This window comes from Bacteroidia bacterium (genome assembly GCA_025056095.1).
GTDB lineage: Bacteria > Bacteroidota > Bacteroidia > JANWVE01 > JANWVE01 > JANWVE01.
This window is the reverse complement of record JANWVW010000208.1, coordinates 1-5,014: the sequence shown is the minus strand read 5'-3', so window position 1 is coordinate 5,014 and position 5,014 is coordinate 1. Positions and strand designations below refer to the sequence as shown.

Genomic DNA, 5,014 nt, shown 5'->3' with positions numbered 1-5,014 from the left:
TAATAAAGGAAATGCTCAAGCAAGGTATATCCAGAGAAGTAGTCATGCAGATTGTCAAAGTAGATGAGGCATTTTTAAGAAAACATAATTTGATGAGTTAGAATAGTGTTCTATAAATGTGTGAAAATGAGTGTAGAACAAGGCAAAGGGTTTTGATTTTACCTTGTTTAGGGAAGAAATGAAGACAAGAATAGGCATAAAACAAGGTAAATTATCAAAATGCTGCTTGCGTGAGGCATGCGAAGGGTGCGTGAGCAGTGCGTAGCGTAGCGAAGCACCGAAGCGTCAGCGCAGCCCGTAGCACGCCGACCCGAGCGTTAGCGAGGGGCACGCCCAAAAAATTAAAAAATTCAATTACCTAAATAGTAAAACTAACTTTGTTCAAGCTTATTCTCTGTACTTTCCTTTCTGTAATTTTTATCACAATCGTTTTATTCTCTGCTATTTAGCTAGCAAAAAATATCAATCCATTCGCTGTGCACAATTCTGTTTTTGGTAATGTATGGTCTTAAAATACTTAAAAAATTAAGTTTGACACTTCTACGAAACTATAATAACTTTGTGCTCATAAACTTTGGTTAGAAGTTTTAGTGCCACTAACTCACTTTGTGTAATGGAGTATAAAAAAATAGAGATTGAACCTCATACAACCATTTTAAGCACTGAATGGAATCAAGCTAAAAACATAATGAGCAAGTATCCCAAAGAGGATATTTATTGCAAGTACCGTGCAAATAAGATAGAGGTTTTCTTACGTCAATTAGACTTTTATGCTTTTAAGAAAGATGTAGAGCAAGCGGCTAAAAACAATCCAAAACTTGACTTTTTACTACGTATTTTTGAAGCTATTGATAGAATAAAAAGTTACGGAATAAAAAATGGCAAGCGTCTATATGTAGAATATGATGCTGAAAAAAAGGTTTTACACAGAGAAGAAAAAGAAAAAAAGAGAAGCGTAGCATTTTATGCTGTGGAAAGTGGTTTTGAAAAACAAAATCAGGCTTTACCTATAAGTTTTGAAAACCAAATTATTTGTGGCGATAGTGAGCAAGTGCTTAAAGACATTCCTGACAATTGCATTGATTTAATTATTACCTCACCGCCGTATAATTTTGGATTAGATTATGCCCAAAGTCAGGATGATTATCATTGGCAACATTATTTTGATAAGTTGTTCCGCATCTTTGAGGAATGTATAAGAGTATTAAAATACTCGGGCAGGATAGCTATTAACGTACAACCTCTTTATTCAGACTATATTCCTACGCATCATTTTATCAGCAACTTTTTTACTGCCCGCAAAATGATATGGAAAACTGAAATACTTTGGCAAAAGAACAATTACAGTGCAAAATTCAGCAGTTGGGGAAGTTGGAAAAGTCCAAGTAGTCCGTACTTTAAAACCACTTGGGAGTATATTGAGGTCTTTTGCAAAGGTGATTTGAAAAAGCAAGGTAAAAAAGAGGATATTGATATTACAGAGGAAGAGTTCAAGAAATGGGTTAATGCTGCTTGGAACATTGCCCCTGAACGAAATATGGATAAATTTGACCATCCTGCTATGTTTCCCGAAGAACTAGTAAAGCGTTTAATCAAATTATTTTCGTATCAAAATGATGTAGTTTTAGATCCTTTTAATGGTGCAGGGACTACTACTTACGTTGCCAAAATTCTTAACAGACGATTTGTAGGCATAGATATCTCTGAAAAATATTGCCAAACTGCAAGAGAAAGATTGAGAAGCCTTTTAGTGGTATAAAAGTTATTTTGTTTTTGAGATGATGAATAGATACATTAGCAAGGGGCACGCCCAAAATAAAAATAATCTCAAAAGCAAATTAAAAACCTCTTAAATACTCACAAATCCTTATGTTTGCACTATGAAACCCGAATTTATCTTGGTATCTCAATCGCCGCGCAGGCGAGAACTATTACAACAAGCAGGTTTTCATTTTATTTCTACCCACGTAGATACTCCCGAAACGCTCTCTCCCCACTTAAAACCCGAAGAAAATGCCCAAGAAATCGCTAAAAACAAAGTCTTAACCTACCTTTACCAAAATCCTAACTCAAACCTTCCCTTAGTAGGCGCAGACACTATCGTGGTTACAAAAGATAATGAAATACTCGGTAAACCCAAAGATAAACAACAAGCCATCACTTTTTTACAAAAACTTCAAGACAGCATGCATACTGTCATCACAGGAATTTGTATCTACACTGCTCAACTACAAAAGCCCATTACTCGCTATGAATCTACCCAAGTGTATATTGCTCCCCTTTCTATGCAAGAGATTGAACATTACATTGACCACTACCAACCTTACGATAAAGCAGGCGCCTACGGCGTACAAGATTGGCTAGGACTGAGACACATTTACAAAATAAATGGATGTTACTACAACGTAGTAGGTTTTCCCGTTGCTTTATTTTACGCTACACTCAAAGAACTCAAACAAAATCAACAATTTTAATATGACCTTTTCTTTATCCCCATATACCAACGCTATATTAAAAGCCCCTGAACATTTACATTTTCGGTATTTTGAAACCAATACTCGCGAAATTATTCACGGCGATTCTCTTTGCTTTGTAGCCATCAAAGGCAATCATTTTGATGGACATGACTTTGTTTTAGATGCTTTTAACAAAGGTGTCCGAAATTTTGTTGTAGAACGCGAACAAACAGTACAATCTTTACCTGTTAATTATATAGCTGTACCAAATAGCATTCGTTTTTTTCAGAATTGTGTAGCACAGTACAGAAAACAGTTTGGCATTCCTGTTATTGGTATTACAGGCAGTAACGGTAAAACTATTGTTAAAGAGTGGTTGTGTGATATACTCCAAGCTAAGTATGCTATTACCAAAAGTCCTAAATCGTATAATAGTCAAATTGGCGTACCTCTTTCTGTGCAAGAACTTTCTCCACGCACGCAAATTGCCGTATTTGAAGCAGGTATCTCCCAACCTGATGAAATGAAATACTTAGAAGCTATCATTCAGCCTACCCTCACTATTTTGACCAATATCGGCGCAGCGCACCAAGAAAATTTTACTACTTATACTCAAAAACTCTTCGAAAAACTTACTCTTGCCCAAAATAGCCAAGCCCTTATTTACTACGCAGATGAATTTTTATTAGAAAATGTGCCAAAATATCCTCGCCTGCCGAAGCAAGTGATAGCCGTAGGTACACATCCATCTTGCACTATTAAGATTCATACTCATGTTGGCTTAACGCATAGTGAATCTGCTTTTAGCTATCAAGGTTCAAGTTTTGTCTTTCAAATTCCCTTTACTGATGAAACCAGCCTTAAAAATGCCCATTTAGTTATTGGCACTTTATTGTATCTTGGCTTTGACCCACAGCTTTTACAAAGGGAATTGTTGGACTTACAACCTATTTCCATGCGTTTAGAGTGGATTACTGCCCACCCTAGTATCACCCTTCTCAACGATACTTACTCCTCTGACGTAGTTTCTATTCGGCAAGCCGTACAAACACTTATCCAAAGCAAAGGAAATGGCAAAAAAATAGCCATTCTCACGGATTTAGACTATAAAAGTGTAGAAGTCGGTCAAGTGCATCAGACCGTTTTAGAGTTTTTGCAAACTGTACCCTTGCATAAAGTTTTTTTAATAGGAACGCAGTTTTATGCTTTACAAAATCAAGTAAAAAAAGACAATTTTGTTTTTTACCCTTCGCTTAAAGACTTTGAGGCTCATTTACCCATTGAGGAATTGTACAACAGTGTAGTGCTGCTCAAAGGAGCAAGAAAGTATAATTTAGAGCAACTTATTCCCAAAATTACAGAATCCGCGCATCCTACTTACCTCAAAATTAACTTGACCACATTAGCGCAAAATTTAAGGTATTTCAGGGCTTTACTCAATCCTAAAACAAAAATCATGGCTATGGTCAAAGCCTTTTCGTATGGGGGAGGCACTTGGGAGATTGCGCAGGAATTAGCTTACCAACATGTAGATTATTTAGCTGTCGCTTATACAGATGAAGCGGTTTTTTTACGCAAAAAAGGAATTCAGACCCCTATTTTGGTAGTCAATGCTGTGCCGCAGGATGTTATACGTTGTTTAGATTACGACCTTGAAGTGCAAATACATCACTTTGAGCAGTTAAAAAGTTTTCTAAGTCTGCTTCAAAATCAAAATAAAGTGCTTTCTGTTCATCTCAAAGTGGATACAGGCATGCATCGGTTAGGTTTTTTGCCAACTATATTTCAGGAAGTGCTTTCTTTTATAGCGCAGCACAAGAAGTATTTCAATGTTAAAGGAATAATGACGCATTTAGCTGCTGCGGATAATCCCGAGCATGATGCTTATACAGAGCAGCAATTAGCTTTATTTTTAGATGTCGTTAAGCAGTGTAAATTCTTTTATCCTGATGTTTTGGCGCATGCACTCAACACAGCAGGCATATTACGTTTTCCGCAAGCGCAGTTGGATATGGTTCGTTTAGGGATAGGAATGTATGGAATATCGCCCGTATTGCAGTCTTTTGGTTTTGAGGAGATTATGTCTTTGCATACCAAAGTAATTGCTGTACAGCGATATGAAGAGATAGTCAGTATTGGTTACAATCGGAGCGAGTACACAAAAACTAAGCCTAGTTATATTGCAACCTTGCCTGTGGGCTATGGTGATGGTATTTCTCGCCGTTGGAGTAATGGAAAGGGGCGAGTTTTGATTAAAGGACAGTTTGCCCCTGTGATTGGGCGAGTGTGTATGGACATGATGATGATTGATGTAAGCCACATTCCTGATGTAAAAGTAGGGGATGAAGTGGTTTTGATAGGAAAGCAAGGTTCGCTTCAAATTCGTGCGAATGACGTAGCACAGTGGTGTGATACTATTGGCTACGAAATTGTAACAACGATTAACCAAAGAGTTAAACGAATTTATGTAAAGGAATAGATGATTATTTTTTTGGGCGTGCCCTTGCCCACACTTCGCTTGCGCTTGTGTGGGCAAGGTCGGCGTGCTACGGGCTACG

3 protein-coding genes are annotated in these 5,014 nt (G+C 37.3%); all 3 read left to right on the top strand.

All coding sequences use genetic code 11. The annotated features are described in order from the left end of the window. The first annotated feature begins 613 nt into the window (after nt 1-613). The 3 genes from NZ519_11995 (at nt 614) to NZ519_11985 (ending at nt 4,935) form a co-directional block, all read left to right on the top strand. Nucleotides 614-1,759: a site-specific DNA-methyltransferase gene (locus NZ519_11995; GenBank protein ID MCS7029476.1), complete on the top strand. Its 1,146-nt coding sequence runs from the start codon at nt 614-616 to the stop codon at nt 1,757-1,759. A 121-nt stretch (nt 1,760-1,880) separates the two neighbouring features. Further along, nucleotides 1,881-2,474 (top strand): Maf family protein, encoded by a 594-nt coding sequence (locus tag NZ519_11990; protein ID MCS7029475.1) that lies wholly within the window; start codon nt 1,881-1,883, stop codon nt 2,472-2,474. Nucleotide 2,475: 1 nt separating this feature from the next. Next, nucleotides 2,476-4,935 carry a bifunctional UDP-N-acetylmuramoyl-tripeptide:D-alanyl-D-alanine ligase/alanine racemase gene (locus NZ519_11985; GenBank protein MCS7029474.1) on the top strand — a complete coding sequence of 820 codons (2,460 nt, stop codon included), beginning with the start codon at nt 2,476-2,478 and terminating at the stop codon, nt 4,933-4,935. The last annotated feature ends 79 nt before the right edge of the window (nt 4,936-5,014 follow it).

Bases quoted from the DNA above. Each gene is read 5' to 3' on its own strand.
- NZ519_11990 (MCS7029475.1), top strand. From the start codon at position 1,881: ATGAAACCCGAATTTATCTTGGTATCTCAATCGCCGCGCAGGCGAGAA.
- NZ519_11985 (MCS7029474.1), top strand. From the start codon at position 2,476: ATGACCTTTTCTTTATCCCCATATACCAACGCTATATTAAAAGCCCCT.
- NZ519_11995 (MCS7029476.1), top strand. From the start codon at position 614: ATGGAGTATAAAAAAATAGAGATTGAACCTCATACAACCATTTTAAGC.